The organism is Flavobacteriales bacterium (genome assembly GCA_016700415.1).
Classification (GTDB): domain Bacteria; phylum Bacteroidota; class Bacteroidia; order Flavobacteriales_F; family PHOS-HE28; genus PHOS-HE28.
Window position 1 is genome coordinate 715,630 of the sequence record CP065018.1, and the last position, 26,072, is coordinate 741,701.

A 26,072-nucleotide genomic window follows, 5' to 3' on the forward strand; every position below is an offset into this window, starting at 1 on the left:
TTTCAAAAGCAACGGACGTGATCAATGGACGATCTGCAAGCGCTGGGTCTTCACCCAGTCATTGGTAGTGATCGTCACTGTGTAGTTACCACTATGGAGCCCGTTCAGGTCGAAGTTGTTCACCCCGCCCGTATTGTTGAAGGTCTGCTGATGCACGGTGCGCCCAGCGATGTCAATGATGCGCATATCTGCCGTCCCGCGCGCGATCATGGGCAGCACGATCGAGAGATCGCCCGTAGTGGGGTTCGGGTACATGGAGAAGTCGCTCGGAGGGATCTCATGCACACCGACGGCACCACATTGCACCACCCAATGCAGCGGCACAGTGGCCTGCCCGGTCGCACAGGAACCGGCCCCGTTGGAGACTACCCGCATAAGCAGGACGTGATCGATGTTCGTCGTATTGATGGCGAAACCGGCCATGTTCCCGTTCAAGTTCCCCTGCCAGAGCAGGTCCGTAGGTATAGGCGACGGGCCGTCATACACTTGGACGAAATCATCCGCCAGTAATTGTCCCCACAGGAATTGGATTGTCAATGGCACGTTCTCCGTCCCTTGGTAGAGGAACCAAGCGGTATCCTGGTTGGTGTAGCAGTACTCATAGGCCTCCGCGGCGCAAACGGAATCCACACAAGCCATCGAGGGCGAGGTGAACGCCGGGCTGTACACGCGGCAAAGGTTGTTCGTCTCATTCATCACCGTGAGGGTCACCGTGCTGTCCATGGGGAATGGTCCGACGATGTTCATCCCGGCCATGATGTTGGTCAACGTGTCCGTGGAAAGCGAGTTGGCAATGCGCACGAAGGAGCCGCTGCCGGTGGAATCCACGTTCACCTCGATGGAGAAGGAATGATGAATGCAGTCCTCCACCATGGTATAGGTCGCTCCGGGGTTGGTGCAGTCCAAGCAGCCCACTTCCCAGGCCCATTCGGTTTCGTTGCCGCTTTCGCAGCTCACTATGCCGTCCGAAGTGTTCGTCATGTACAGGTCCGCGCCAGTGGAGATGACCAACAGCCCAGCGAGGTCTTCAGTTACCGTACCCACGTGGTTATACAGGATGTCCGAGTTCACATCCGGCCCATCATAAATGGTCAGATGGTCGAATGTCGCTGATTCGATCGTACCGGCAGAGAACTGGATCGCCAACGGCTGGCCGCCCGAGGACTGCCAATGCCATTCGTGGTTGTCGTTGTTGGTGTAGCAGTAGGTCTCGTTCAACGTGGCCCCGCCGCAATCCACGATCGTCGGGCACAGCGGGTTGGTGAGTGGTGCCGAGTGGACGCTGCACAAGGGGTTCACGTCATTCTCCAATGTGATCACCGTGGTGGTACCCGCCGGGAATGGTCCGACCGTATAGGTACCTTCTGCCGAGGCCGCCACCGGCAACGCACCGCCATCGTTGGTGATGTCCACCACCGTATCGCTGCCGAGCAGTGCGATGTTCACCTCCACGTTGTACTGCATCAGATCGCAATCGGGGACCACGGTGTAGGTGGCTTGCGGAGGAGTGCAATCCAAACAGCCCACTTGCCAGACCCATTCCCATGCCGCATTGGTGGAGCAGCTCACGGACCCGTCCGAACTGTTTTCCATGTAAATGTGCCCGCTGGCGGCGATCACTTGGAGGCCCGCGAGGTCCTCGGTGGGTCCGATATGGTCATAGACGGGAGTGCTGGTGTTGTCCGGTCCATCATAGATCCGCAAGTGATCATAGCTGGCTGATTCGATCATGCCCGTCGAGAAGATCAGGATCAAAGCCTCTCCGCCGGAGGATTGCCAGTGCCAAGTATGGGAATCATTATCGGTGTAGCAGTAGGTCTCATCCAAAGGCGGCCCGCCACAGACCACCGGGGTCGGGCACAAGGGGTTTACCAAGGGTGCCGAGTGGACGGAACAGAGCACGTTGACGTCATCGGCCAAGGTGACCGTCACCGGGATGTTCGCCGTAAAGGGCCCTACCGTGTAGATGCCTGTGGCCGATGCCACTACGGGAAGCGCCCCGCCATCGTTGGTGATATTGATGTTCGGGTTGCTGCCCATGGCAGTGATGTCCACATCCACGGAGAATTGGAAATTGTCACAATCCGTCACCACCGTGTAGGTCGCTTCAGGGGCTGTGCAATCGGCACAACCCACGATCCACTCCCACTCCGTCGTAGCTCCACTGCTGCATGATCCGAAGCCGTCGGAGGTCATTTCCATGTAGATGTCCTGCCCTGAAGAGGTGACCTGCAGGTCGGTGAGGTTGAACACTGCTGTTGCCGTGTGGTCAAAAAGCAGGGGTCCGGTATTGTCCGGCCCGTCATAGATGCGCAGATGGTCGCCGAAGGAGGCCTGAATAGTACCGGCCAAGAAGCGCAAGGCCCCCGAGTTGGCGGCCTGCCAATGCCAAGCATGTACGTCGTTGATCCCATAGCAATAGGTCTCCGTAATGGCCGGGTCGCCGCATTGGATGATCTGCGGGCACAGCGGGTTCACCAATGCCGTGGAATGCACGTTGCAGAGGCTGTTGTCGCTGTTCGCCAAGGTGATCACAACAGGAATGTTTGCCGTGAAGGGACCTACCGTGTACACGCCCGTGTCGGTGGCAGTGGCGAGCACGGTGCCTAAACTGTCCACGCTGATGTCCAAGGTGCCGTCGCTGCCCAGGTCGGTAATGTGTACTTCCACGGAGAACTGGAAATTATCGCAATCGGTGATCACGGTGTATGTGGCAGTGGCGGGGGTGCAATCCAAACAGCCCACCTGCCAGGCCCATTCCCATGCCGTGTTGGTCGCGCAGCTTACGGACCCGTCCGAACTGTTCTCCATGTACATCTCACCGCTGGGAGCCACTACTTGCAAGCCCGCGAGGTCCTCGGTGGCGAGCATAGTGTGGTCGTACAGCAGAGTGCCCGTATTGTCCGGACCATCGTAGATCCGCAAATGGTCGTAGGTGGCCGATTCGATCATACCGGCTGAAAAGATCGCGATCAGCGCCTCTCCGCCCGAGGATTGCCAATGCCAATGGTTATTGTCGCTGTTGACGTAACAGTAGGTTTCATCCAAGGGAGCTCCACCGCACTGGATGATGGTGGCGCAGGTATTTCCGGAGACCAATCCGTTGAAATGGATGTTGCACAGTGGATCGCTGCTGTGGGCGACGGTCAGGTTCACCACCTGGCCCACGGTGAAGGGACCGATATTGTAGCTCCCCGTTTCAGGGGCGGACATGGTCTGGTCCGCGCCGCCGTCCACGCTGTAGATCAGGTCCACGCTGGTGCCATCGCCGATGCTGGTGACATTCACCGTAATGGAGAATTGGTTGTTATCGCAGTCATCCACGGCGACCACGGTAGCCACCGGTGGCGTGCAGTCCAGCATGAACTGCACAGTGGTGACCAAACAACCGGTGCTTGTAGCGCAAAGTGAATCTGCGTTCCAATGCACATAGAGATCGCCCGCTACTGTCGCCGTGGCCACTAATGGTGAATTACCCTGCGCGATCACTGCCGTCAACGGCTCCTTCCCGGACCGTGACGTACCCTCCGGTTTCCACCGCAAAGGTGTAGCTCCCTCCAGCCACAGCGGGTCCCACTACTGAATAATCCCCGAAGTAGGAACAATTATCGATCGAGGTGACCGCCCCCAAGGGGTCCGGCAAGATGGTGTTGCTCGGATACTGGAGGTCGTTGATGCAGCCTTGAGCCTTCAGACCCGTCCCGAGAAGGAAGAGTGATCCGGCCAAAGCCGTTGACTTCAGGAGTACTGGTAGGTTCATTGATGGGGCGTTTGGGGTCCGTTAGGGTGCGAAAGGTAATAGCCCTCCTTGCATCCCGATCGAAGAATGGAGGCAACTTCCGGAATTGGATCACGAGTACGCCAGTCCTGCCCTATTGTGGCTACTACTTTGCCGATCTGTGCGGCTTTATTGGAAAGCTGGAACCCTGATGACAATGGCGCGTATGATGCCCCATCATGAGATCCACCCTCATCCCGGCATTGGTCTTGGTCCTCTTGGCAAGTACCGCATTGGACGGACATGCATCCCCAAGCCCTTTGGATGATGCCACCCAAGAACTTGGTCGTTTGCAGACCCAAGTAAAGGCGGCAGAGACGATCGGGCGTAAGGACCTTGTGGTAAAGGAATTGCGCCAGTTGCGGAACTACCAGACCCGGTACGGCGCCCTGGATTCCGCCATGCGCACCTCACTTCGGATCGTGAGCATGACCGGAGCCACAACGGACAGGACCGCCATGGCAGAGGATTGGCAAGCCTTGGCCCGCTTGGGCCGGAACACAGGGGATCTTTCCCAAGCCGTGGCAGCTGCCAAGCGGGCGGTCTTGATCCTGAAGACGACAGTGGACAGGGAGCGGAGGAATTCTGCGACACTGGAACTCTTGGACCTTCTGCTGGAAGCCAAGCGGTACACCGAGTTCAACCACCTGAGCGAGGAAGCCCTGCTCAACTTCCGGACCGAAAGGGACCTTGCAGGCCAAGCCGAGGTACTCTATTGGCAAGGCCAGTGCCTCATCGGGGAAGGGCGGGCGGCCGATGCGCTCTCGTTGCTCCATTTGGCCTTGCGCAATCGGGGTGCCATCAGGGACGACAAGGTGACCGCCAAGATCCTTTTCGCCTTGGCACGGGCCAACGCTGAGATCGCCGAATGGGCACCTGCCCGGGCGGCCATGGAAGAAGCGCTCCGGCTGGACCCGCAGGCCCCGAAGTCCGTACCAGGGCTGCACGGGCTTTGCGCCTCGATCGATGAAGGCGTGGGCGACCTTCCGGCAGCACTACATTGCTTGCAACAGGAGCGCTTCGTGAAGGATTCCCTCACTTCGGCAGGCATTGCGGAACGGATGACGCGGATCCAGGCCATGTACGCAGTACGCGCAAAAGATAAAGCCGTGGAAGAGCTGCACGAATTGAACCGGGCACTCACATTGCAGTTGGCCGACAAGAGGACCACTACCCGTTGGGCATTGATGGCCTGTGCCGGCCTTTCGGTCGGTATGCTTGTGCTGCTCATGTTGCGGGGGATGCGGTCCTCCACCATGCGGCGCGTCCGGTTGAGGAACGCGGTCATCGTTCGGCAAGCCGACGAGATCCAGGCCCGGAGCACGGAACTCGAAAAGCAGAATCTCCATCTGTCCCAAGCTCTGGTCCGCGACGGGAATAATCGGCAGCAAGGAGCCGGGCAGGACTTCCTTGCCGGGAACGGGATCCAACTGATGGACCTGTTGGTGAGGACCCAGAAGGAGAACACCGACAACGAGGGGCTGGCCGCCGCCATCGATGCCCTTCACGGAAGGGTCCGGGCAATGGCGTTGGTCAATGAAAATCTGGGTAAGGAAGGGACCCGGGGAAGGCTTCATCTGAAGGCGCACTTCGCATCACTGGCCGACATGCTCCTTCGGGAAAGGGGGCTCTTGGACAGAACAATGGTCGATCTGGACATTTCAGGCGAAGATGCCTTCATGCAAGATCTGCTTCCCTTGAGCCTGCTTGTGAACGAACTGCTGCAGATCAGTTTGGCTCATGCTTCGGGAATGAATACCCGGAGCCGTATCACCATTTCCCTCCGGCGCTTGGGTGAACACCAATGTGAATTACTCTATTCCGACACCAACGGTTCCATAACAAAAGACCATATCCACAATGGCTCGGTGGGTGCTGACCTGGTGCAGGCTTTGGCCAGAACGTTGGACGGCACGATCATGCTCCTGAAGGGCGAGGCCACCACATTCCAGCTCACCTATCAACCGGGGACGGCCATGGAGCTGCGCAGAGCTTCCTGAACGTGGCGCAGGCGGATGATCTACATTCGCGCCTCATCCGCCGAAGCAGGCACATTCTTGTACAGCACGTTGGAAACTACCGCACCGGTCACCGATTTTCAAGCCCTTGGCCTCGACCCCGGCCTATTGGACGGCCTTCAGGCCATGGGCATTCGCACTCCCACCCCGATACAGGCGCAGGCCATACCCGCCGTAATGGACGGCCGCGACCTCATCGCCTGCGCTCAGACCGGAACGGGCAAGACCGCCGCTTTCCTGTTGCCGTTGATCGAGGTGATCTTCGGGTACAAGCCCAAAGTGGAGAGTTCCGTCCGAGCGCTCATCGTGGTCCCCACACGTGAACTGGCCCTGCAGATCGACCAGCAGATGCAGGCCATCGCCTACTTCACCCCCATCACGTCCATGCCCGTCTACGGGGGCAGCGACGGTGCTTCATTCGACCAGCAGAAAGCAGCTCTGAGCGGAGGTACCGAAGTGATCGTGGCCACGCCCGGAAAACTGCTCAGCCACCTGAACCTCGGCTACGTCTCCATCGAGGGCCTGGAGTTCCTCGTGCTGGATGAGGCGGACCGGATGATGGACATGGGCTTCATCGACGACATCAACCGCATCATCAAGTTCCTCCCGAAGGAGCGGCAAACATTGATGTTCAGCGCCACCATGGCCCCACCCATCCGGGAGCTGGCAAAGAACATCCTCCACGACCCCGTGGAGATCTCCATCGCGCTGAGCAAACCCGCCGAAGGCGTCAAGCAGGAGGCCTATGTGGTACACGAGCCGCAGAAGGCACCGATGATGGAGGACATCCTGAAGACCAACGAGGCATCAAGCATCATCATTTTCGCCGGCCGCAAGGTGGAGGTGAAGAACCTCGCACGGCACCTGCACAAGCGTGGCTTCAACGCCCAAGCCATGCACAGCGATCTGGAGCAAGCTGAGCGCGAGCAGGTGATGCTGGACTTCCGCAACCGCAAACTGCGCATCCTCGTGGCCACCAATGTAGTGAGCCGCGGCATCGACATCGACGACATCGACTTGGTCATCAACTACGACGTGCCGCAGGACCCCGAGGACTATGTGCACCGTGTGGGCCGTACGGCGCGCGCCTCGAAGAAGGGACAGGCGATCACCTTCGTGACCGAGAAGGACATGCGCGAGTTCGGCAAGATCGAAGCACTGATCGGATACCCGGTGCAGAAGATGCCCCTGCCGGAACGGTTCGGCGAGGGTCCGGAGTACCGGGCCGAGGGTGTAAAGCGCTCCAGGTCCGGATCCAACGGAAACCGCCGCGGTCCCGGAGGCGGGCAACGCGGCGGAAATTCCGGTGGCGGTAGAAAGCCCGGGGGTAGCGGGCACGGCCGGCGTTAACGGGCCTGGAACTTGGCCTTGTCGGCCTCCAGCACTTTCTTCTCGTCGAATGCCTTGGCGTCCGCGCCGTTGGCAATGATCTTCAAGGTCGTGATGGAATCGCCCTGTTGGATGGCGTCCACCACGTCCTGGCCACTGACCACATGACCGAAGATGGTGTGCATACCATCAAGCCAAGGTGTGGGCACGTGCGTGATGAAGAACTGGCTTCCGTTGGTGCCTGGTCCTGCGTTCGCCATGCTGAGGATGCCGGGCTTATCATGCTTCAGGCTGGGATCGAACTCGTCCGGGAACACGTAGCCGGGGCCTCCCCTGCCCGTGCCGGTGGGGTCCCCGCATTGGATCATGAAATTGGGGATCACACGGTGGAACACGATACCGTCGTAGTACGGCACGTCGGCGCCTTTCGCGCTGTTCTTCTGCTCACCCTTTGCCAAAGCCACGAAGTTGGCCACGGTCATGGGGATTTTTGCGTACTCGAGTTGACAAACGATCGTGCCTTTCGAGGTGTTGAATTCGGCGAAGAGTCCTTCGCCCAGATCTTTGTTTTCCACGGCTTTTGCAGGTTGTTGGGGTTGCGTAACGGGTTCTACGACGGCAGTTTGGTCGGTTAATACGGCTGTTGCAGGGCCTGAGCCGCATGCGAAGATCAGGGCCATGGAGGCGAGGATCGTGGGGATTTGCATGGTCTTCATGTGCTGTTTAGGGGTGCGAAGTTAGTTCAGTGCGGTACGCGATCAAAGCATAGGCTCCTCCAACGCGTCCAGCTTGTCCACTTCGAACTTGCCGGATTCGCGGTGTACGATCTTGCCCGCGGGGTCCACGGTGAAGAAGTAAGGGATGTTCCTGTCCGTGATACCCAAGGCGTGCAGCAGCGCATCAGCATCACCGTTGAAGAAGAGCACCCGGCGGACGATGTCGGCGTCCACGTTCTTGCGCAAGGCGTTCATGCTGGGGCCATAAGCGGCCTTGTCCGCTCCGGTAAAGACCGGTACGAGATAAAGCTCCGCATCATAACTGGTCGCGAACAGCCCGTTCTTCACCACGAAGCGGTTGTACGCGGGCGCGAACCACTCCTCCACCAGTGGCTGTGCCTTTTTGCCGCACGCCACGGCCACGATGGTCCATGCACCGTTCTCAGGAGCTGGGAGATGCACTTCAGCGCCATCTGCGGTCTCGCCGGCAAGGTCCGGGAAGCGCCCTTGCGCGAACAGTAGCACAGGGATGATGGCAAAGGTGGAAAACAGGACGCGCATGGAATGGCGAATGGAGATCGCACGGCAGAATACCAAAGATGGTGCCGTTCCTCAATGATCGTTCTTTCCCTTGAACGGTTTGAAATAATCCATCAACGTGACGATGTCCTTGTCCATGTCCTCCCCTAAACGGAAAGGCTCACTAAGCGTGACCTCCTTGCGCTTGTAGTCGAAAGAGGTGAGCACCAAGGGCACATCCGCCTTTTTCGCGATCCGCCAGAACCCGGTCTTCCAAGCCTCCACCTTCTTGCGTGTTCCTTCCGGGGTGATCGCGATGGAAAAGTCGGGGACGGTGTTGAAGTATTCCACCACTTGGTCGGTGATGTGCATGCTTTTGGACCGGTCAACCGGATAACCGCCCGTCGCCCGAAAGAACCAGCCTACGGGGGGATCGAACAAGGACTTCTTCGCCAGATATTTCGCTTCGATCCGGGCCACGCTCCGCGCAAATAGGCCGATGAAGAAATCCCAGTTACTGGTATGTGGGGCCACGAGGTAGATCGCGCTGCCAAGGCCCGGCGGCCGATGATCAATGACCCGCCAACCGAAAAGCCGGAGCGCCAAATGGGAGAATGCCCTGAACATGGGCGGGCAAGATAGCGGCATCTTCGCTTTCACCCGGTCCGTTGAATGAACGAGGGCGGCCCATCGGGCCGCCCTCGTTCGTTCGTTCATGCAGGGATCAACCCTCCATGTCCATGTCATCTTCGTCCTCCTCGCGGCTTGGCTTGCGCTTGCTCTTACCGGTCCGCTCAGTGGTTTCCATTGCATTCTTCAGGTCGCTGAGAACGCTCAGGTCCCCAAGCCGGGATTTCTCCACCTTTTCGTTCACACTGCGAACGCTGGGGCTTTGGCCTCCTCCATGTTCATCTGAGCCTTTGCGGCTTCCGCGCTTTGCAGGGGCTGCCACCACGGCGTCGTCACCCTCCTCGAAGGTACGGGTGTGGCTGAGCACGATGCGACGGGCATCGCCATTGAACTCCAGCACCTTGAACTGGAGCTTGTCCTCCACGTTGGCCTTGCTGCCGTCCTCTTTTTTCAAGTGCTTCAAGGCTACGCTGCCTTCCACACCATAAGGCAACGCAACAATGAAGTTGCTGCCGGCACGGCTGGTAATGGTACCCTCGTGGTCACTGCCCACTTTGAACGTGTCCGCAAAGACCTCCCACGGATTCTCCTCCACTTGCTTGTGGCCGAGACTGAGGCGGCGGTTCTCCTTATCCACCTCCAACACCTGTACCTCGACCTCGTCACCGATCTTACAGAAGTCGCTGGGATGCTTAACCCGCTTGGTCCAGCTCAGGTCGCTGATATGGATGAGGCCGTCCACGCCCTCCTCCAACTCGGCGAAGATGCCGAAGTGGGTGAAGTTGCGCACTTTGGCGGTGTGGCGTGAATTGACGGGGTACTTGAATTCGATGTCGGCCCAGGGATCGGCAGCAAGTTGCTTCATACCGAGGCTCATCTTGCGCTCTTCGCGGTCGATGTTGAGGACCTGCACCTCCACCTCCTGGCCTTCCTTGAGGAAGTCCTTCGGGCTGCGCAAGTGCTGGCTCCAGCTCATCTCGCTCACGTGCAGCAGGCCTTCCACGCCGGAGGCCACCTCCACGAACGCGCCGTAGTCGGTGATCACCATCACCTTGCCGGTGACCTTGTCCCCGGCATTGAGGTTGGGGTCCAAAGAATCCCAAGGATGCGGACTGAGCTGCTTGAGTCCGAGTGCGATGCGGCGCTTCTCGTCGTCGAAGTCGAGGATCACCACGTTGATCTTGTCGTCGAGTTTCACCACCTCCTCCGGATGGCTCACGCGGCCGTAGCTCAGGTCGGTGATATGGACCAGGCCGTCCACGCCGCCGAGATCCACGAACACACCATAACTGGTGATGTTCTTCACGGTGCCTTCCAGCACTTGGCCTTTCTCGAGGCCGCCGATGATCTGCTTCTTCTGTGCTTCGATCTCCGCTTCGATCAATGCCTTGTGCGAGACCACCACGTTCTTGAACTCCTGGTTGATCTTCACGACCTTGAACTCCATGTTCTTGCCCACGTACTGATCGTAGTCGCGGATAGGCTTCACGTCGATCTGGCTGCCGGGCAGGAAAGCCTCGATGCCGAACACGTCCACGATGAGGCCGCCCTTGGTGCGGCACTTCACGTAGCCCGTGATGATCTCGTTGGTCTCCATCGCACCGTTCACCTTGCCCCAGGCATTGTGGACGCGCGCGGTCTTGTGGGAGATGATCATCTGGCCGGACTTGTCCTCCTGCTTCTCGATGTACACCTCCACCTTGTCGCCGATGGCGAGGTCGGGCTTGTAACGGAACTCGCTCAAGGGCACAACCCCCTCGCTCTTGTATCCGATGTTGATCACCGCCTCCTTTTTGTTCAGGCCAACGATGGTTCCCATCAGCACTTCCTTCTCGGAGATGCTGCTGAGGGTGTCCTCATACCGCTTTTCCACCTTGGCCCGCTCAGCGGTTTCCTCAGGAGCGGTGTTTTCGAGGGCGTCCCAATCAAAATCCGCGGGCGGTTCGGCGAAGACGACCTTGTTGTTCTCTACTGATGACATGTACTGTCCGTTTGTATCCCGGGCCAAGGCGGCACTGCCCGAAAGGTGTTTTTTTGGGTTGCCCGTGGTGCCGCTGCACGGGCAGTTCCCGAAATGGGGCCGCAAAAGTACTACGAATATCAATGCTGTCGACAGTATTCTGTCCGGGCAATTACAAGCTAATGTGCCAAGGGAACCGGGGGGGGGCTAAGGGATTTCGCCCCAGCCCATCCTCAATGACCGCCTAAAAGTGTCACCGTGCCGTTCTCCTTTTCCTGGGAAAGGCTTCCATCGTTCGATCGGTTGCCGTATTGGATGGTCCAGAAGTAGGTACCTGAGGGCAACACCCCGCCTTCCGCCCTTCCGTTCCAACGGATGCTCGCCTTGGAGGATGTGAACACCTCCTGACCCCAACGGTTTCGGATCACCATGCTGAAGTCGGCCGGTTCGCCGGTGAAAATGGGGCCGAAGCTGTCGTTCACCCCGTCGCCGTTCGGGGAGAAGACATTCGGCATGGTGAGGTCCGTCTCACAGGTGTCCAAGGTATAGGTGACGGAGGCCGTGGCATTCACACAGCGGCCTTCCACGGTCGCGGTGTAAGTGCCTGGCCCAGGGACGGTGATCCCCGTTGAAAGCTCGCCGGTGCTCCAAGAGTATGTCAGATCCGAGTATGGCCATTCGGGAGGCACCAGTTGGGCCTGCACCTGCGTGGTGGTGCCCGGGCACAATGCGCCATCTTCGCCAAGGTCGACGACCGGGGCCTGTGGGAGCACGGTCACCTCGATGGAATCCGTGTAGGAGCACAAGGGCGAAAAAGTGATGTCGTCCAATGCGAAATCATTCCCGCTCGTGGCCAATTGCTGGTTGATAATGCAGATGTTGGCCGAGGTATTGTTGCCTGAATTCCACACCGCGTAGAATTCGTTCCATTCACATAGGGTATTGGAAGCCAGCAATGGCGTGCCCAAGCTGTTGCCGTTCACCAGAAAATCCATTTCCGCAGGATTGTCCGGGGTAACGGACATCAGCCATGCGGAGAAGGCGTAGTAGGTGTCCGGTATGACCGTGATGGTCTGGCACCAGATGTTCGCATTTGGCTGAGCGGACCCGTTCACCACAAGCATCTGTCCGCCACCGGTATGGTCCGCGCAGCTCGCGAAATTATTGTGGACCAATGACGGGTCCGTAGTAACGGCATAGGTCCCTTCATCAGAAAGCAGGCCGTACGGGCCGCCGGGCGTACCATGTTGAAAGGCCGTGGTGAAATCGACGTCGCCTTGGGAAAAATCGCCGTTCACCACAATGTTGCCGCCCGCTTGCGGAAAGGTTGCCGTACACCAATAAATGCCCGAGGTAACTGCGCTGATGTTCTGGGAGACAAAGCCGTTCTGCCAAACGATGGAGAGGGCGCCAGAAGGTCCGTGCAGGAGGATGTTCTGACCGTCGCAGAGCGTGGTGTCCGGTCCGAGGCTGAACTCGCAGTCCTGGGCTTGGACCCATCCCGCAAAAGCCAGTGCTGAAAACCAGGCAATGGCCACATTCTTGATGTTCGATCGATATCGCATGTGGCGCAAGTATAGCGTTAGGTGAAGATCCCGTTCACCATAATGGCCCCTATCTCGGAGACCTTCAGGACGAACAACAGTGTCTCTGCGGTGCCTGGGACCGAAGTGATGAAAGGAATGCAATGTCCGACGGCCCTACCTTTGCCGGGCCGCTCAAGTTCATTGTCAAACTGCGGCTGACGCATGGTTTCGCCAGGCGGGCCAAAGGTTTCAACACATGCGCACCTTCAATATCCCCACGCACTACCGTTCAAGCCTCATCGGTCGCTTGAAGGCCTTTCGCAAGGTAAAGGACCCGAAGAAAAAGGACCTCGCCCCCACCCTGCTGGACCTCGGTACGGTGCGCTTCATCTTGGCCCGTCATTTCGGCTTTTGCTACGGTGTGGAAAACGCCATCGAGATCAGCTACAGGGCCTTGGAGGACAACCCCGGCAAGCGGATCTTCCTGCTGAGCCAGATGATCCACAACCCGGAGGTGAACGAGGACCTCGAAGGGCGCGGCTTGCGCTTTATCCAAGACACCCACGGGCAGATGCTCATGGACTGGGACGAGCTGAAAAGCGACGACATCGTGATCATTCCCGCCTTCGGCACCACGTTGGAGACGGAGGCCCGGCTGAAAGCGTTGGGCATCGACCCGCTGAAGCACAACACCACCTGCCCCTTCGTGGAGAAAGTGTGGAAGCGAAGCGCACAGCTTGGTGAATCAAAGCACACCGTGATCATCCACGGGAAGGCAGCGCACGAGGAAACGCGCGCCACCTTCAGCCACACGGCCATGGGCTCACCGGCAGTGATCGTGAAGGACATGGCGGAAACGGAAGAACTGGAGCGCATCATCACCGGCGAAATACCCTTGGAACGCTTTGCGGAACTGTTCGGCACCCACTGCACGCCCGGCTTCGACCCGGCCAAGGACCTGCAACGCATCGGAGTGGTGAATCAGACCACCATGCTGGCCACGGAGACCCAGGCCATCGCCGACCACCTCAAGCAGGTGATGCTGAAAAAGTATGGCGAAGCCGAGCTGAATAAACATTTTGCCGACACGCGCGACACGCTTTGCTACGCCACCAACGACAACCAGGACGCCACGCTTGAATTGTTGAAGCAAGAGGCCGATCTCGCCTTGGTCGTTGGCGGCTACAACAGCAGCAATACCAGCCACATCGTGGAACTGCTGGAGAGGCAATTTCCCACCTATTTCATCAATGGCGACAAGGAATTACTGAGATCCGGCGAGATCGAACACTTCATTTATCCGGCGCACAAGTTGAAGCGCACGGCGGATTGGTTGCCCACGAAAAGACCTGTCACCATTGTGCTCACCAGCGGCGCCAGTTGCCCGGACACCTTGCTGGACCGGGTGATGCTGAAAGTGTTGGACTTTGTGGAGGGAGCGACGGACGCGGAAACCGCTGTGAGCGCATTGGTGGAGAACGGTCCTCCGCAATGAAACCGGCGATCGCGATACTTTCTCTCTTTCTCGCGCTTCCCTGCTGTAACGCACAGACCCCGAAAGAGAAATTCATCACGTTTAGCCTGCAGATCGAGCGCGCTGAAACGGCCGCCGCCCATGGAAAGCATGCGCAGGCCATGGACACTTATGATTCGGCCTTCGCGCTGCTGCCTTTCATGGGATATGATTACTTCGATGCCGTGGTGAACGCATTGAAAGCGGGCAGCGATGAAAGGGCGAACGAATTGTTGATCCAAGGCACGGAAAACGGCCTGATACTGAAAGGTCAGTACGACTCCACCTTACATTCCTTTTTACAGTCCGAACGCTGTATGCCCTACCTCAATATGCAGGACTATATGAGGGCCCGCTGGTTGTCGCACGCCGACACGGTGTTGATGCGTAAATTGAGGAATGTGGGCAGTTGGTACGTCATGGTAGAAGACAGTAGCGGCAATACCGTACAAGTCACGGACAGCAGTGCCTTCGTGCGGCTCATGGCCTTGGTGAAGGAAAGCGGATGGCCCACGCCGCTTACCGTAGGAAGTGATTTCTATCGCGCGCAAAGCCTGCTCTTCAACCAACTCTACGACTATCCCGCCAGCCCGAAGTGGCAGCAGATCTTGCCATATATCCAAACTGCGATGAACCGGGGCGCTTTGCCACCGGATTTCCTCGCACCGTTCCAAGACATGGCCGACATCGACAAAGGCAAGCCGACGACCTACGGCGTCATGCTCGCATTTTACAGCGAGGATCCCTCGAAATGGGATCTGGTCGATCGTGCGACGTTGAACAAGAACCGGGCATCGATCGGGCTTGGTCCCGTCGAGGACTTCGCGTTCCGTTACAACATCGACCTGTCCAATGCCCGCTTTGCGGAACCCTGATCTCCGGTCGGATTCATGCTTCCGCCACCACCCCGATCGTCTTCACCACGAAGCCCAAGGCCAAGTCGAACTGCTCGGTGGCGGTGAGGTCGCTGTTGTCGATCTCCAAGGCGTCCGGGGCTTTTAGCAGTGGGTCGGCTTCGCGCTTGGTGTCGTCGTCGTCACGGCGTTCGATGTTCTCCAGCACACTGGCATAGTCGATCTCCACGCCCCGGCCTACCAGTTCCAAATAACGGCGCTGGGCGCGGACCTCCGGCCGGGCCGTCATGTAGAGTTTCACTTCTGCCCTTGGAAAGACCACCGTTCCAATGTCTCGGCCGTCCATCACCACGCCGCCGTCCTTTCCCAAGGCCCGTTGGATCTGGACCAGTTTGGCCCGAACTTCCGGCACCGGGCTTACCAGCGTGACATGTCTGCTCACTTCCATGCCACGGATCCGGTGCTCCACATTGTGGCCATCGAGCCAGGTCTCGCTACGCTGCGTGGCGTCGTCGTGCTTGAAGCTGATGTCGATCTTGTCCAGCACCCGCAGCAGGTTGGGCTTGTCCAGTTTGCCTTCGACCACCAGGCCGTTCTCGATCACGTAAAGCGCAATGGCCCGGTACATGGCCCCGCTGTCGATGTAGGTGTAGCCCAAGTGATGCGCCAATTGTTTCGCAAGCGTGCTTTTTCCGCAGCTGCTGAAGCCGTCTATGGCGATATTGATGCGACGCATGGGGCGCGCTAAAATACGAGTTGGGAATTGAGGAGTTAAGCCGCAGAGACGCAGAGGCGCGGAGAAATGCAAGATGACGAACCGCAACGAACGCTAGGAGGGCAACGAGAATTCAGCATTCACGCTCACCTCTGCGCCTCCGAGCCTCTGCGGCCAATTTCCTACCCCTCGGTCTTTCGCTTCAGATCTGCGAAGCGCAAGGCCAAGGTGAACGTATTACTGGCCCCCGCCGGATTGAACTTGGCGAAGCTGTAGCTCACGATCACCCGGCTCACCTTCAGGCCGATGCCGAAGCTCACGCCCGTAAGGCCCGGCTTCACGTCCACGGCCAGTTCCTGGCGACGGCGGTAGTTGTATCCGAGGCGGATCATGAAATTGGGTCCGAAGAGGATCTCGGCATTGGGCACGATGTGCAGGAGCGTACGTTCGGCAGTGGTGACCTTTTTGGCGATCACTTCACCGGTCGTGGGATCGATCTGGGTCTGTTCGTTCGGGTCGTCATAGGTCAGGTCCCACTGTTGCAGGTTGTCCAAGGAAAGGCCCAAACGGAAGGGTGCATGGCGAAATTTATAGGTGGCTGCAAGTTGCACTTGGAACGGCAGTTTCTCCTTGGTATCCGTGTAGCTGCTTGAGACGAAGCCGATGTTGCGCAAGGTGGCCGCCACGGTGAGCCCGAGGGCCTTTTTCACGTAGACCCCTCCGATGTCCGCGGCCCAGCCGGTAGCCGTGTAGGATTCGATGTTTGAGGTGATGAACTTCAGGTTCACCCCAACACTGAACAAGCTATCGATGGCCCGGCCCGCGCCTACTTGTACCACGTACTCCCCGGCCTTGAAAGTCCCTTGATCCTCCCCGGTCTCGTCCCGGCGCGTGAACGTACCGTAATCCACGTATTGCACGGAGCCGCTGAGGGTGATGTTGGCACTGTCCAGATGCTGGGAGTAGGCCGCATAACCGATGTTGATACCGTCGATATAGGGCATGTAGCTCAGAGCGACCTGCCTACCCATGGAGGCGTTCAGCAGGGCCGGGTTGAAGAGACCCAGATTGATGTCGTTGTCGTAGACCGCTACGGGCGACCCCCCCAGGCCGGAAATGCGCGCGGAGCTGGGGATGTCCAGCACACGGAAGACCGCGGAACCACCGAGCTGGGCATGGCAGGCCACTACGAGCAACAACGACGGTACAACAAAAAGAAAGCGTAGGGACTTGGGCATATTGGATGTTCTGTCGCGATGGGAACGCAAGATAGGCGCAGGTAGTATTCGGAGGTCGCAGGTGAGTCTTGAGTCCGTCAGTCGTGAGCCTTGAGTCTGAGTGTTGCAAGTCACCTATTTCTGCTCCCCTTTTCGCCATAGCAACGAACCATCGCCATAACTGAGGAACCGGTAGCCTCTGCTCAGGGCGTGGTCATAGACTTCGCGCCACTGCGGCCCGATGAGCGCTGCTACCAAGAGCAATAACGTGCTGCGGGGCTGGTGAAAATTCGTGATCAGAGCATCCGTGAGACGGAACCGATAGCCCGGTGCGATCAACAGCCGGGTAGCACCGCTCACCACGTCCAGTTCATGCCGGTCCATCCAGTTCAGCACTGCCGTCAAGGCCGCTTCGGGTCCCACTCCCGGGCTGTCTTCATACGGTTGCCATTGGCGAACCTCCATTGTCCGGGGCTCCGCACCATGCACGAGATCCGCGCCGAACCAATACAGGCTTTCGATGGTGCGCAGGGCCGTGGTGCCTACCGGGATGACCGGACCCGCGCCGAGCCGATCACGGATGGCTTCTATTGCCGAGCGGGGGATCCGCAATTGCTCGCTGTGCATGTCGTGGCCCTGCATGGTGGCACTTTTCACCGGCAGGAAGGTCCCGGCGCCGACATGCAACGTAACGCGTGTGTTTCTTACGCCCTTCGTTGCCAAGGCGCTCAATACGGCAGGTGTGAAGTGCAGGCTGGCCGTGGGCGCGGCCACCGATCCGGGGCGTTCCCCGAAAACGGTGTTGTAGCGGGCGTCGTCATCCGCTTCCGCGGCACGGCGCATGTAAGGCGGCAACGGCACCGTGCCGAAACGTTCCAACTGGTCCATAAAGATCCCTTTCCCCGACCAACGGAATTCGATGAGATGCTCGCCATCACAATGCTCGATCCGCGCGGCTGCGAACCGGCGTCCGTCCTGCTCCAGGGCGAGTTGCTCCCCTTTCCATCGCTTGGCATTTCCCAGCATGCACCACCAGCGCGACATTTGGGTATCGGTCAATGCCTGTTCGATGGTACGGCCTTGCTCCGGGGTCAGCACCATGCATTGGATCACCGCGCCCGTGGCCCGTTTGAAGGTGATCCGCGCATGCACCACGCGGGTATCGTTGAGCACCAACAATATGCTTTCCGGCAATTCAATGGGCAGGTCGCTGAAGTGGCGGTCGGTGGTACGCCCGTCACGGTAAATGAGGAGTTTGGACCGGTCCCGCTCAGCCAGAGGATGCTGTGCGATGCGGTCCTCCGGCAGCTCGTAGGTCAGGTCCGCGATGGCGATGGCGCGCGGGTCCACGAAATGCTCCATCAAATGCCCATTTCCACTTGTAAGAACAGGCCCCACTGGTTGCCTGTCCGCGAAAAATCCGCATCACCGTTTTGCCAGGTGTACGATACAGCCGACTGCAATTTGATGCGGTGCCCGTTCACGTAGTACGACCAACCGGCCCACGCCTCTTCACGCTGTGAAAAGCTCATGGCCACGCGATCACTGGGCATGAAGGCGGAGTAGCGGAGAACGGCCTGGGAACGCTTACCCACCATACGGCCCAACTGGCTCGTAATGCCCCAGCCTTCGTCCACAGCGATGATGGCGTTTGTCACCGTGTCACGCAGCAACGGCGATCCTTCGGTGTGCCTTTGGTCGAACTCGTTCTGCCACGACCAGCCGTTATTTTTAAAGAGCATATCGGCAAAAAAGGTGTCGATGGTGCGGCCTTGACCGTCGGGGAAGCGTGGGCCGTTCACGCCCAAACTGCGCCGAGCATTGCGGTTGGTGCTGAACGCTGTGGCGATGGAGAGCTTCGGTGCGGGTTCGCGCAGGATGTCGCCTTCCATGTAATCGCCGTCCTTACCACTGAAAGCTCCGAATGCCAGCCATTCCAAGCGGCCAGAGTAATGCAGGCCCAGGTCGCCAGCGGTGGAGCTTCTGCCCTCCCCTTGTGTGATCGCTGCGCGCAACCGCACCAACTGTACGCCGGCATGCACGGAGTGGTCGGCAAAAAGGCCGAAATCCCTGTCAGTGGTGAAAGGTCCGTTGGCCAACGGGCGCTCGGGCAATTCCAACTCACCGGAAGAAACAAGCGCTTCACGGCCGCCGGGAAGTTTGCCTTGGCCGAAGCCGACGGACGTGTGTGGCGCCACGGTGTAGAAAACCATCGCATCCAGCAACGGGCTGGGCGGAGAACCGTCGCCCACGTTCTGGTCATTTGCCGAAAGGCCGAGCTGCACTTTGTATTTCAGGCGGGGTGTAAGGGCGAAACCCTCCAATTTCAGGCGGAACCGGCGGACCAAGAAAGATGCTGAGGCGTTCTCAAGGTCATCGCCCGTGTTATGGGTGAAGGCCACGCGGTCCTGCATGCGGAACCGGAAGAGCAGCTCGAAGGTGGTGTCCCGCTTGAAGACCAAGCCTTTGTCCGGCACCAGCGCAAGCGTGGTGCCTTGTTGAGCGGTGACTTCAATCGCGGAATGGAGCAGTGCTAAGCCAAGGCAGAATGAAAGGGATGTGCGCATGGCAGTGACTTGGCGGCAAAGATGGGCGGAATGCTCCATCGTCGCGAAGACTCGACCAAACAGGTCCACTCGACCGGAGCTTGGCATCAACTGCGCGGCCGTCCGCAGCCCGACAACTAACACCGTCCAACTAGATCACGCCACCAAAAGCGCGTGCTCCACTTTTTCCTTCAGCAGCGCATGCTTCACCACATCGATCATCTCCGTGATGTAGTGGAAACGCATGCCTTTAACATAGCGCGCGTCGATCTCCTCAATGTCCTTGCGGTTATCCTCGCTCAGCACGATCTCCTTGATACCTGCACGCTTTGCCGCGAGGATCTTCTCCTTGATGCCACCTACGGGCAGCACTTTCCCACGCAGGGTGATCTCACCGGTCATGGCGAGGAACTTGCGCACTTTCTGCTGGGTGAAGGCGCTCGCGATGCTGGTGAGCATGGCGATGCCTGCGGAAGGCCCGTCCTTTGGTGTTGCGCCCTCCGGTACGTGGATGTGGACGTTCCAGCGCTTGAACACTTCCTGTTCCAAGCCGATGATGTCGCTGTGGGCCTTGAGATATTCCAACGCGATCATGGCGCTCTCCTTCATCACGTCGCCGAGGTTGCCGGTGAGCGCAAGCTTGCCTTCACCTTTGGTGATGCTGGTCTCCAAAAAGAGGATGTCGCCGCCGGTGGGAGTCCATGCGAGGCCGGTGACAACGCCCGCCACGTCATTGCCTTGGTATTTATCCCGGGCATGGCTCGGGCCGTAGATCTTCACGAGGTCCTGCACACCGATGGTGACGGCGAATTTTTCCTTCAGGCCGATCTGCTTGGCGCGGTAGCGCACCAGTTTGGCGATGCGCTTCTCCAATCCCCGTACACCGCTCTCGTCGGTGTAGTTCTCCACGATGGCCTCCAGCAATCCCTCGCCCAGTTTGAACTGCTTGGGCTTGATGCCGGAGTCCTTCAACAGCTTGGGCAGCAGATGGCGCTGTGCGATCTGCACTTTTTCCTCGAGCGTGTAGCCGTTCACCTCGATGATCTCCATGCGGTCGCGCAACGCAGGATGGATGGTGCTGAGGGAGTTTGCCGTGGCCACGAACATCACGCGGCTGAGGTCGTACTCCATCTCCACGTAGTTGTCGTAGAAGGCGTGGTTCTGCTCAGGGTCCAGCACTTCGAGGAGCGCGCTGGCAGGGTCGCCATGGAAGTCCTTGCCCACCTTGTCGATCTCGTCCAGAACGAAGAGCGGGTTGCTCGTTCCGGCCTTCTTGAGGCTTTGGATCAAGCGGCCGGGCATGGCGCCGATGTACGTTTTGCGGTGCCCGCGTATCTCGGCCTCATCGTGCAGGCCGCCCAAACTCATGCGCACGTACTTGCGCCCGAGGGCCTCCGCCATGCTCTTGCCCAAGCTGGTCTTGCCCACGCCGGGAGGGCCGTACAGGCAAATGATCGGGGCCTTCATGTCACCCTTCAGCTTCAGCACGGCAAGGTGCTCGATAAGGCGCTCCTTCACCTTCTCCAGGCCGAAGTGGTCGCGGTCGAGGATCTTCTGGGCGTTCTTCAGGTCGAACTTATCGGCGCTGTATTCGCCCCAAGGCAGTTCCAGTAATAGCTGTACATAGTTGAACTGCACGCTGAACTCGGCACCGGCCGGGTTCATCCGTTGGAGTTTCAGCAGTTCCTTCTCGAAAAGTTCGCCCACCTTCTTGGTCCACTTCTTCTTGCTGGCCGTTTCCCTCATCTCCTCGATCTCCTGCTCGATGGGGTTTCCGCCCAGTTCATCTTGGATGGTCTTGATCTGCTGATGGAGGAAGTATTCGCGCTGTTGCTTGTCCACTTCGGTGCGGACCTTGCTCTGGATCTCGTTCTTCATCTCCAGCATCTGCAGCTCCTTGGTAAGGTGCGCCAGCAGCATGTTGGCACGCTCCCTCAGGTCGGCCACTTCGAGCATCCGCTGCTTCTCCGCCACTTCGGCGTTCATGTTGCTACTGATGAAGTTCACCAGGAAGCTCGGGCTGTCGATGTTCTTGATGGCGAAACTGGCCTCGGTGGGAATGTGCGGGCTGGCCTTGATGATGTTGGTTGCGAGATCCTTCAGTGAGCTTACCAACGCCTCGAATTTCTTCTCTCCCTTCTCTGGACGCTGCTCCGCAAATTCCTTGATTTTGGCCGTGAAGTAGGGCTCGGTCTTCACCATTTCGATCATCTCGAAACGCTTCTTCCCTTGTATCACCGCAGTGGTGCTACCGTCGGGCATGCGCAACATGCGAATGATCGTGGCGATGGTGCCCACATTGTTCAGGTCCTTCGGCTCCGGCTCCTCGATCTCGGAATCCTTCTGGCTCAGCACGCCAAGCGTACGATTGCCGCGATAAACCTCCTGGATCAGCTTGATACTGCGGTCCCGCCCCACGGTGATGGGGATGACAACACCCGGGAAGAGCACAGTGTTGCGCAAGGGAAGGATGGGGAGCTCGGGCGGAGTGCTCTCCGCATTCATCAACTCCTCGTCCTCGGCGGTGATCAACGGGATCAGCTCGGTCTCGTTGTCGATCTCTCCTGAGGCGAGGAATGGGTTTTCGTTCATCAAAAAATCGTTCATGCAACTGGGTGCCAAAATGTCGGTGGTAAAAATACGATGATCGCCAACGGCGCGGATCAAGCGGAGCGGCGCAAAAGGCAAGGACCATGCCGACCGCACGGGTCTGCGAAGTTGTCAGCGCCGGAAGACTTCCGTCATGTTGAAAACATGGCGCAGGATCTTTTCGTCCTCGTCCGTGAAGGGCACATGGCGCCGGTCCATGACCCGCGCACATGTGCTGAAAGCCTTGTCCAGCGCATATACTTCACTTTCGCCCCACGAAAATGAGGGAATGTGTTTGGCAGCGAAGCCGCTGCCGAACACATTGGCGCAAACGCCTGCCACGGTGCCGGTGTTGAACATGGTGTTGATGCCGCTCTTGGCATGGTCGCCCATGACCAAACCGAGGAATTGCTGTCCGGTATGGACCAATGTCTCATCGGCATAGCTCCATGCCGCCACTTCGCCATACGTGTTCTTGAGGTTGCTGGTGTTGGTGTCCGCGCCCAAGTTGCACCACTCGCCCAGCACGCTATTGCCGAGAAAGCCATCATGGCCTTTGTTGCTGTAGCCGAGGATGACACTGTTGTTCACTTCCCCGCCTACCCGGCATTCCGGGCCGAAGGAGCAGGCACCGTAGATCTTCGCACCCATTTTCAATTGGGCATTGTCGCCCAAGGCGAACGGACCTCGGATCATACAGCCCTCCATCACCTCAGCGTCCTTTCCGATCCAAATGGGGCCGTTCGTGGTGTTGAAGATGCTGGCCTCCGCCTTCGCTCCTTCCTCCAGAAAAACCAACTTCGGGTCGCCGATCACCGTGTTCAATGCGCTGAGGGGCGCACTGCGGCGGCCTTCCGTCAGCAGGGCGAAGTCGTTCGTGATGGCCGTTGCGCAATGTTGGAAAAGATGCCAAGGACGTTCGATCACGAGCACTTCTCCTTTGAACTCCACTTGTGCCAGAAAAGTGGGAGGTACGGCCCAATGCCCTTCCGACGTGTGTGAGGCGCCTTCCAAACAGAAGGCCAATGGCTTGCCGTGCTTCAGCAATACTTGGCCGGGCTCCAGATCGACCACTGCTCCTGCTAAGGCCTCCGTGGGCAGTAGGCCGCCATGGACCTCGAAGACGCGATCGGCCTTCACCGCCGGGAATTTGGCCTGTAGGTAAGACTCGGTGAGAAAGCCAACGGGCATGTCCACCAAGCGTTCCCAAGTTCCCGCGATCGTGAAGATGCCTGCGCTCAAAGCCCCTACAGGCCGCGTATAGGTCAATGGCAAAAGGTGCTTGTGCAACCCGGCGTCAGAAAGTAAGATGGCCATGGCGCGAAGATCGCCACACTTTTGCCGGTGAAACGAAAGACCCCGGAAAATCCGGGGTCTTTCGTTCCTAATAGGCCGCTCATTTACTACAGCGGCCCCGCAGTGGGCGCGGCCTTCTGCACATGCTCACAAGCGTTCATGATCTCCACTGCGCCGGAACTGACATTGTACATCGCTCCTGCAAGCCCGACCTCGCCCGAATCCATAAGGCGCTTCACCTCCGGGCTGCGGTCGAGGATCGCATCGATGGAGGCGCAAACATTGGCCGCGGCCACCCGGTCCATCCAAGCCTGCGGATCGCCGTTCAACGGCGCGGCACGGCCGATGGAAGGTTTGATCTTCTCCAGCATGCCGGTGAGGTTACCAAGCCGCACATCGGAACAAGCGCCGGCAATGGCCCCACAGCGGGTATGGCCGAGCACCACCACGAGCTTCACGCCGGCCACCGCCACGGCATATTCGATGCTGCCGAGGATGTCATCGCTGACTATGTTCCCTGCGATACGGATGCTGAAGATGTCGCCCAACCCTTGATCAAAGACAAGTTCGGTGCTGGTGCGCGAATCCATGCAGCTCAGCACTACCGCAAGCGGAAATTGGCCTTCGGAGGTCTGTTCAACTTGAAGACGCAGGTCGCGGTTGGCCTTGTGGTTCTTTTGGAATCGTTCGTTCCCTTCGATCAGGATACGCAATGCATCGGCCGGTACCAATGGCGCACGGCTTTCTTTGGTCTGTGCGTTCATGGTCGTGCCGGATCTACTGGGGTGGAAGAGACAAAATGGAAGGTCTCCCGAACATGTTTGACGCTCAGCCATGCCGCCACACGATGTCTTCTGTGCGCGTCGATCCCGATGATCTCCACAATGGAGCCCTTGTTCTTTGCGCGTGTTTGACCATCGGTAAGGATCTCGTGGATATCCGGGTCCAGCCTTACCGTGCGGCTCACATCGATAATGATGTGCGAGCCCGTCGGCAGTTCGGCCAGTGTACGTTGGATGCTGGCCTTGTTGAGAAAACTCGCTTCTTCGCCCAAGGCGAGACGCACCGGCTCTCCAGGCGACACCGAGCGCTCCAAGAGGTGGAAGGGCACTTTGTAGTTGTTCCGCAGGATGATGAAAAGCGCGACGGCCATGCCAAGTCCCACGCCTTTCAGCAGGTCGAGGAAGACCACGCCGAGCACCGTAACGAGGAAGGGGGTGAACCGTGTCCAGCCGCCTTGCCACATCTCCGTGAAGAGTGCGGGCCTGGCCAGTTTGAAGCCCACCTGCACGAGGATCGCGGCCAACGCGGCCAAGGGGATCATGCCGAGCAGCGTCGGAAAGAGAAGCACCGCCACCAGCACCCAAAGGCCATGTAGCATTCCGGAAAGCTTTGTGCGTCCGCCGGACTGCACGTTCGCGGAACTGCGCACGATCACCTGCGTCACCGGCAGTGCGCCGAGAAGACCCGCGACCACGTTACCGAATCCTTGTGCCATCAATTCGCGGTTCTTCGGTGTTTCGCGCTTCTGGGGATCGAGCTTGTCCGCCGCTTCAACGGAGAGCAAGGTCTCTAAGCTGGCGACCAGTGCCAGAGTGAGCGCGGTGGTCCACACTTGCATGTTGGAGATACCGCTCCAGTCCGGGCCCGGGAAAAGCGATCCGAGTGAAACACCGGAAAGATCCGGCAACTGCACAAAGTGGTTAGCCGACAAGGACAAGAGCGGCACTATTCCGCCCAACGCTGCCAAGGTGATACCGATGATCACAGCCAACAAGGGGCCTGGCACCATGGATAGAACCTTGTTCCGCTTGATCGAGGGACTTTCCCAGAGCAACAACACGGCAAAGCAGGCAGCAGCAATGATCAACGCACCGAAATGTGGCGCGGCGAACATGTTCACGAGGTCGCCGAATACACCGCCCTCCGCACGGGGCACCACGGAATCCGTGGCCCGCTCCTTGTCATGCCCGAAAGCATGGGGGAACTGGGTGAGGGCGATGAAGATGCCGATGCCGGCCAACATTCCTTTGATCACCGCCGAGGGAAAGAAATAGGCGATGACGCCGCCGCGCGCCAGGCCCATAAGGAACTGAATGATCCCTGCCAACAACACGGCGAGCAGAAAGAGCTGGAACGAGCCAAGCGCCGCCACACTGGTGAGCACGATGGCTGCGAGGCCCGCGGCAGGGCCGGAAACGCCCAGCTGCGACCCGCTGGCCGCACCTACGACGAGACCGCCAATGACACCTGCGAGAAGACCTGCGAAAGGCGGCGCACCAGAAGCAAGCGCAATGCCGAGACACAGCGGCACGGCCACAAGAAAGACAACGATGGATGCGGGAAGGTCACGTTTTACGGACCCAAAAAGGTTGTTCATGAAATGAAAAATGAAACGGTTGTGCGGGGACCCGCCAAAGGCCAAGCCAAGTGCGCACCGGGTCCCGGTGGATACGCTTCACAGACTGGCAGAAGACACCTCGCGGGTGTCGGGGCTACGACCGCTTCGGCGGCTGCAAAGGCACGTCACTGATGGGACCGGAAGGCACGGCCTCGTCGCTGTGGCGGAAGCTGGCGCGCATCTTTTCGCGCATACAGACCGCTGAGCCATCCCATTCGGAATGCTGATGCGCGGCAGACTTTTGCAGATCCCGTCCGTGCATTTGCTCTTCTTCAACCGGAACCGGTGCCGCAATGGCCTTCCCGTAGGAAACGCTCATCACTGTGGGCAGCACGGCGGTGCTCAACAGCAAGCTGCTGAACAACATGGCCAAGGCCATGAAGTACAAGTTGAAACCGATAGTTGCTGCTTTTTTCACTGCGCGAATTTACGAAATTCAACGGGAACAGTTTCAGCAGGTGCAGG

The 26,072-nt window shown here is 58.7% G+C and carries 20 protein-coding genes; 4 read left to right on the forward strand and 16 right to left on the reverse strand.

The features are described from left to right. Positions 1–21: 21 nt before the first annotated feature. The gene (locus tag IPP95_02875; GenBank protein QQS73191.1) at positions 22–3,498 is read right to left on the reverse strand and encodes a T9SS type A sorting domain-containing protein; all 3,477 of its coding nucleotides are present in this window, start codon (positions 3,496–3,498) and stop codon (positions 22–24) included. Next, positions 3,473–3,760, reverse strand: a complete 288-nt coding sequence (locus IPP95_02880) for a hypothetical protein (GenBank protein QQS73192.1) — start codon at positions 3,758–3,760, stop codon at positions 3,473–3,475. Before IPP95_02880 ends, IPP95_02875 begins: the two co-directional genes overlap by 26 nt. Positions 3,761–3,957: 197 nt before the next feature. On the opposite strand from IPP95_02880, the gene IPP95_02885 reads away from it, so the two are divergent. Both IPP95_02885 and IPP95_02890 read left to right on the forward strand, forming a co-directional pair. Continuing rightward, the gene (locus IPP95_02885) at positions 3,958–5,778 is read left to right on the forward strand and encodes a sensor histidine kinase (GenBank protein QQS73193.1); all 1,821 of its coding nucleotides are present in this window, start codon (positions 3,958–3,960) and stop codon (positions 5,776–5,778) included. Between the two features lie 15 nt (positions 5,779–5,793). Further along, positions 5,794–7,146 carry a DEAD/DEAH box helicase gene (locus IPP95_02890; GenBank protein ID QQS73194.1) on the forward strand — a complete coding sequence of 451 codons (1,353 nt, stop codon included), beginning with the start codon at positions 5,794–5,796 and terminating at the stop codon, positions 7,144–7,146. Here the strand turns inward: IPP95_02890 and IPP95_02895 are convergent. From IPP95_02895 to IPP95_02915, 5 genes are all read right to left on the reverse strand, one after another. After that, positions 7,143–7,832 (reverse strand): peptidylprolyl isomerase, encoded by a 690-nt coding sequence (locus tag IPP95_02895; protein QQS74178.1) that lies wholly within the window; start codon positions 7,830–7,832, stop codon positions 7,143–7,145. The genes IPP95_02890 and IPP95_02895 overlap by 4 nt on opposite strands. A gap of 51 nt (positions 7,833–7,883) precedes the next feature. Continuing rightward, positions 7,884–8,402: a hypothetical protein gene (locus IPP95_02900; GenBank protein QQS73195.1), complete on the reverse strand. Its 519-nt coding sequence runs from the start codon at positions 8,400–8,402 to the stop codon at positions 7,884–7,886. Positions 8,403–8,453: 51 nt separating this feature from the next. After that, entirely contained in the window at positions 8,454–8,987 is a 534-nt protein-coding gene (locus IPP95_02905) for a 1-acyl-sn-glycerol-3-phosphate acyltransferase (protein ID QQS73196.1), read from the reverse strand. Between the two features lie 97 nt (positions 8,988–9,084). Next, positions 9,085–10,971, reverse strand: coding sequence for a 30S ribosomal protein S1 (gene rpsA / locus IPP95_02910; protein ID QQS73197.1), 1,887 nt, complete (start codon positions 10,969–10,971; stop codon positions 9,085–9,087). A gap of 212 nt (positions 10,972–11,183) precedes the next feature. Continuing rightward, on the reverse strand, positions 11,184–12,515 hold the full coding sequence (locus IPP95_02915) for a gliding motility-associated C-terminal domain-containing protein (protein ID QQS73198.1): 1,332 nt from the start codon (positions 12,513–12,515) through the stop codon (positions 11,184–11,186). Positions 12,516–12,732: 217 nt separating this feature from the next. Here IPP95_02915 and IPP95_02920 point away from each other — a divergent pair, with 217 nt between their 5' ends. Both IPP95_02920 and IPP95_02925 read left to right on the forward strand, forming a co-directional pair. Continuing rightward, on the forward strand, positions 12,733–13,971 hold the full coding sequence (locus IPP95_02920; GenBank protein QQS73199.1) for a 4-hydroxy-3-methylbut-2-enyl diphosphate reductase: 1,239 nt from the start codon (positions 12,733–12,735) through the stop codon (positions 13,969–13,971). Then, the gene (locus IPP95_02925) at positions 13,968–14,864 is read left to right on the forward strand and encodes a hypothetical protein (protein QQS73200.1); all 897 of its coding nucleotides are present in this window, start codon (positions 13,968–13,970) and stop codon (positions 14,862–14,864) included. The genes IPP95_02920 and IPP95_02925 overlap by 4 nt, the downstream gene beginning before the upstream one ends. Positions 14,865–14,877: 13 nt before the next feature. Here the strand turns inward: IPP95_02925 and IPP95_02930 are convergent, their stop codons facing one another. From IPP95_02930 to IPP95_02970, 9 genes are all read right to left on the reverse strand, one after another. After that, positions 14,878–15,579, reverse strand: a complete 702-nt coding sequence (locus IPP95_02930; GenBank protein ID QQS73201.1) for a (d)CMP kinase — start codon at positions 15,577–15,579, stop codon at positions 14,878–14,880. A 161-nt stretch (positions 15,580–15,740) separates the two neighbouring features. Beyond that, on the reverse strand, positions 15,741–16,796 hold the full coding sequence (gene porQ / locus IPP95_02935; protein QQS73202.1) for a type IX secretion system protein PorQ: 1,056 nt from the start codon (positions 16,794–16,796) through the stop codon (positions 15,741–15,743). A 114-nt stretch (positions 16,797–16,910) separates the two neighbouring features. Beyond that, entirely contained in the window at positions 16,911–18,137 is a 1,227-nt protein-coding gene (locus tag IPP95_02940; GenBank protein QQS73203.1) for an S-adenosylmethionine:tRNA ribosyltransferase-isomerase, read from the reverse strand. After that, entirely contained in the window at positions 18,137–19,342 is a 1,206-nt protein-coding gene (locus IPP95_02945) for a hypothetical protein (protein ID QQS73204.1), read from the reverse strand. The genes IPP95_02940 and IPP95_02945 overlap by 1 nt, the downstream gene beginning before the upstream one ends. A 135-nt stretch (positions 19,343–19,477) precedes the next feature. After that, complete coding sequence (lon, locus tag IPP95_02950; GenBank protein QQS73205.1) at positions 19,478–21,928, reverse strand: endopeptidase La; 2,451 nt, start codon at positions 21,926–21,928, stop codon at positions 19,478–19,480. Positions 21,929–22,042: 114 nt separating this feature from the next. Next, on the reverse strand, positions 22,043–23,227 hold the full coding sequence (locus IPP95_02955) for a glucose-1-phosphate thymidylyltransferase (protein ID QQS73206.1): 1,185 nt from the start codon (positions 23,225–23,227) through the stop codon (positions 22,043–22,045). Between the two features lie 86 nt (positions 23,228–23,313). Further along, positions 23,314–23,970 (reverse strand): carbonic anhydrase, encoded by a 657-nt coding sequence (locus tag IPP95_02960; protein ID QQS73207.1) that lies wholly within the window; start codon positions 23,968–23,970, stop codon positions 23,314–23,316. Continuing rightward, positions 23,967–25,586, reverse strand: coding sequence for a SulP family inorganic anion transporter (locus IPP95_02965; protein QQS73208.1), 1,620 nt, complete (start codon positions 25,584–25,586; stop codon positions 23,967–23,969). The genes IPP95_02960 and IPP95_02965 overlap by 4 nt, the downstream gene beginning before the upstream one ends. Positions 25,587–25,701: 115 nt before the next feature. Then, a complete protein-coding gene (locus tag IPP95_02970; protein QQS73209.1) occupies positions 25,702–26,025 on the reverse strand; it encodes a hypothetical protein in 324 nt (107 codons plus the stop codon). Between the last annotated feature and the right edge of the window lie 47 nt (positions 26,026–26,072).